This is a genomic window from Cobetia sp. (genome assembly GCF_983723665.1).
The window spans coordinates 1-3473 of the sequence record NZ_CFDJES010000130.1; the positions used below are offsets into that span (position 1 = coordinate 1).

Genomic DNA, 3473 nt, shown 5'->3' on the forward strand with positions numbered 1-3473 from the left:
GCCTGGTACATCACGATTTCGACCTTGTCCTTGTGAGCTTCATCGCAGGCCATGTCTGGTGCGGCGCCGCCCTGGGTATTGAGACGCTGTACATAGGTGACGCCCTGCATATGGCCTTCACCTTCGGCCGGATTGGCCTCGACCAGCTGCAGCGGAATATTGCCCTTGCCGTTGGGCTCTACCGCCAGCTGTGTGCCGGTGATCTTGGAGCCATCCATGGATTCCCAGGTGGCGGGCGGACCATAGTATTTGCCGACCTGCTTGCCATCGGCATCATTCAGGGCGGCATCCGGACCCTTGAAGACCCAGCCCATGGTGCCATCGTCCTTGGCTTCGCAGGCCCATTTGATCTTGCCGACACCGACGGTTTCCATGGCGACTTCATTGCCTTTTGGCACCGTGACGCTCTCGGGAACCTCCATGGCTTGAGCCAGCGGGCTCAATGCGAGGGCAGCGAAAATACCAGAGATACAGGCGATTGTTTTCATCTTGACGACTCCGTAGACAGATAAGGTTCAGCTAGCGGTTGCAGGTGTGTCGTTGTCTCCCTTGCACTGTTCATAACGCTGGCCTTTCTCGTCTGGATGTCACGGGATCAGATTTTTTTCGTGGTTTTTTCGTGGCCTGTTTTCAGCGCCTATCAGCGGCGTCATGAAAAGAGGCCAGAAGCGCAAAGCGGGCAAGGTGAAAGCCAGGTGGCAAGCAACAGGCCCAGACACGCAGACGCCCCGCAGCACGAGGCTGCGGGGCGTCTGTGTGACGGCGTGAACCCTGAAGGATTCAGTCGTAATCGCGGGTGCCGCGAATCGGGTAGTCGTTATCCGGCTTGCGGATGAACTCGATGCCACCTATGAGGGTATCCAGATCAGGGCGCACGAAGGGCGCGTTGGCGATCTCCTGAATCTGGATCTTGCCTTCGCCATTGACGATGAAGAAGGCAGGCTCCGGGAAGTCGTGATCGGTTTCCTTTTCGCTGCGCGGCGTCGAGATGAACAGTCCCAGCGATTGCATCTGTTCGAGGGTCAGCCCATACGCGAGCGGGAAGTTGACCTCCAGCGACTCGCGATGCTGCGTGAGCTGCTGCTCATCATCGGCAGACACGGCGACCAGATCGACGCCCTGGGCGCTGAAGCGCTCGCGATAGCTCTCCAGCTTGTTGAGAAACTTGGTGCAGATCGGGCAATGCTTGCCGCGATAGACCACGACCAGCTGCCAGTCATGTTCGCCCTGGGGCTTGCCGAGGGTCAGTGCCTCACCGTCGCTGCGTTTGACCTGGATGGCCGGGAATTCACTGCCTGGATGAAGCTTGCGTGTATACATGCAATCTGGCTCCCTTTGGAAGATCACGGCGTTGACTTTCATGTCACAGCTGATCAGGCGGCGGATATCACGTGTCTGGATATCAAGCGCCTTGAATGACCAGCGACAGGATACGCCATGCGTCCCCCTTGAATGACGCCATTGTCAGGGTTTTCAAGGGCCCCTTGGCGCAACACGAGGGTGCGTTCATCGCCAGGGGCCGCCACGGGGCCGTTCGGGGCGCTTTTCAGCAGAGGATCAACCCAGGTAGCCGGTGTGATCCAGCAGGATGGTCGTGCCGATGCCGATCAGCACCAGGCCACCGATGATTTCCGCGCGCTTGCCGACCATCTTGCCCAGCACACCGCCCAGCATCACGCCGGTGGTGGCCATCACGAAGGTGGCGGTGCCGATCGCCAGCGCAGTGGTGACGATGTTCACGCCCGCAAAGGCAAGCCCGGCACCCACGGCCATGGCATCGATACTGGTGGAAAGGCCGGTCAACATCAGGCGGGGCAACGACTGCGGCGTGGTGCAGTCCTCGTCTTCCTCGTCCTTGGAAAGCCCCTCATGAATCATGTGCAAACCGAGCAGCAGCAGCAGGGCGAAGGCGATCCAGTGGTCCCACTGTTCGACATAGACGGCCAGTGAGCGGCCGATCAGCCAGCCGATCACTGGCGTGATGGCTTCGATGACCCCGAAGATGAGGCCGATACGCAGGGCGTCTTTCAGAGAGGGACGACGTATGGCGGCTCCCTTGCACAAGGCGGCAGCAAAGGCGTCGCAGGACATGGAGAAGGCGAGCAGAAATGTCGGTAGCAGAGGCATGAGTCAGGATGTTCCAGGCCGGTTGCGAGTCAATAACAGAAAGACACCACCGGCCGGAAGCGTCTGACTGTCATTGGTCTCGCCGAACCTCGTCCTGACTGATCACGGGCATGATCGGATAGGCGGGTCCTCGGTGCCACGGCAATGCCTGCCGACTATGTTGACATCCGAGACTCTCGTTGGGTGACGAGAGCGGGCTACTCCCCAAAAACTGGTGGCATACTAGCAACAAAATCTTGTCATTTCATCCCCTTGTGTCACGAGCGCTTGACCTTCATAACTTGTCTACCGAGTCAGAGCGGCACCAAGCCGACGTGTCTGACGTCACCGAAGTCTTGAAACTTCAGTCTTGAAGCTTCAACAGGATGCCAAGGAGTCAAGGGTATGAGCGACAGTTATCAGCCACCCAAGGTCTGGACATGGGAAAGCGAGAGTGGCGGCAAGTTCGCCAGTACCAATCGGCCGATCGCGGGCCCGACGCATGACAAGGAGCTGCCGGTCGGTGAGCATCCCTTCCAGCTTTACTCCATGGCGACACCCAACGGCGTGAAGGCCACCATCATGTTCGAGGAGCTGCTGGCGCTCGGGCATAGCGGTGCCGAATACGATGCCTGGCCGATCCGTATCGGCGAAGGCGATCAGTTCGGCAGTGATTTCGTTGCGATCAATCCCAATTCCAAGATCCCCGCGCTGATGGACAGAAGCGGCGAGACGCCGATTCGCGTGTTCGAATCCGGCTCCATCCTGCTGCATCTGGCCGAGAAGTTCGGCGCCTTGATCCCCAAGGACCCCGCCAAGCGTGTCGAAGTCATGAACTGGCTGTTCTGGCAGATGGGCTCTGCGCCGTACCTGGGCGGTGGTTTTGGCCACTTCTATGCTTACGCCCCGGAAAAGCTCGAGTACCCGATCAACCGCTTCGCGATGGAGACCAAGCGTCAACTGGACGTGCTGGATCGTCAGCTGGCCGACAATGCCTACATCGCCGGTGACGAATACAGCATCGCGGATATCGCCATCTACGCCTGGTATGGCGCACTTGTCGAAGGCAAGCTCTATGACGCTGCCGAGTTCCTCTCCGTGCAGGACTACACGCACGTGCAGCGCTGGGCCAAGTCGATTGCCGAACGCCCGGCGGTCAAGCGGGGTCGCATGGTCAATCGTTTCTGGGGAGAGCCGCAGGAGCAGTTGATCGAGCGCCACTCGGCGAGTGACTTCGAAACCAACACCGAAGACAAGCGTAGCGACTGATTATCGCGACGTGATCGTTAGACAGAGATCGTCTGGCAGTGACCGTCGAGTAATGACCTTCAAGCAATGCCCGTCGAGTAATGACTGCCGAGCAATGA

The 3473-nt window shown here is 59.0% G+C and carries 4 protein-coding genes; 1 reads left to right on the forward strand and 3 read right to left on the reverse strand.

Annotated elements, in window-relative coordinates:
- From AC4FAH_RS11895 to AC4FAH_RS11905, 3 genes are all read right to left on the reverse strand, one after another.
- Positions 1 to 488: DUF3455 domain-containing protein (locus AC4FAH_RS11895; RefSeq protein ID WP_490246083.1), on the reverse strand; the 488-nt coding region annotated here is incomplete at its 3' end.
- A 292-nt stretch (positions 489 to 780) separates the two neighbouring features.
- Positions 781 to 1320 carry a redoxin domain-containing protein gene (locus AC4FAH_RS11900; protein WP_225347987.1) on the reverse strand — a complete coding sequence of 180 codons (540 nt, stop codon included), beginning with the start codon at positions 1318 to 1320 and terminating at the stop codon, positions 781 to 783.
- A gap of 237 nt (positions 1321 to 1557) precedes the next feature.
- Entirely contained in the window at positions 1558 to 2127 is a 570-nt protein-coding gene (locus AC4FAH_RS11905; protein ID WP_054556018.1) for a manganese efflux pump MntP, read from the reverse strand.
- Between the two features lie 384 nt (positions 2128 to 2511).
- Between AC4FAH_RS11905 and yghU the strand changes: the two genes are divergently transcribed.
- Complete coding sequence (yghU, locus tag AC4FAH_RS11910; protein WP_153635652.1) at positions 2512 to 3375, forward strand: glutathione-dependent disulfide-bond oxidoreductase; 864 nt, start codon at positions 2512 to 2514, stop codon at positions 3373 to 3375.
- Positions 3376 to 3473: the final 98 nt, after the last annotated feature.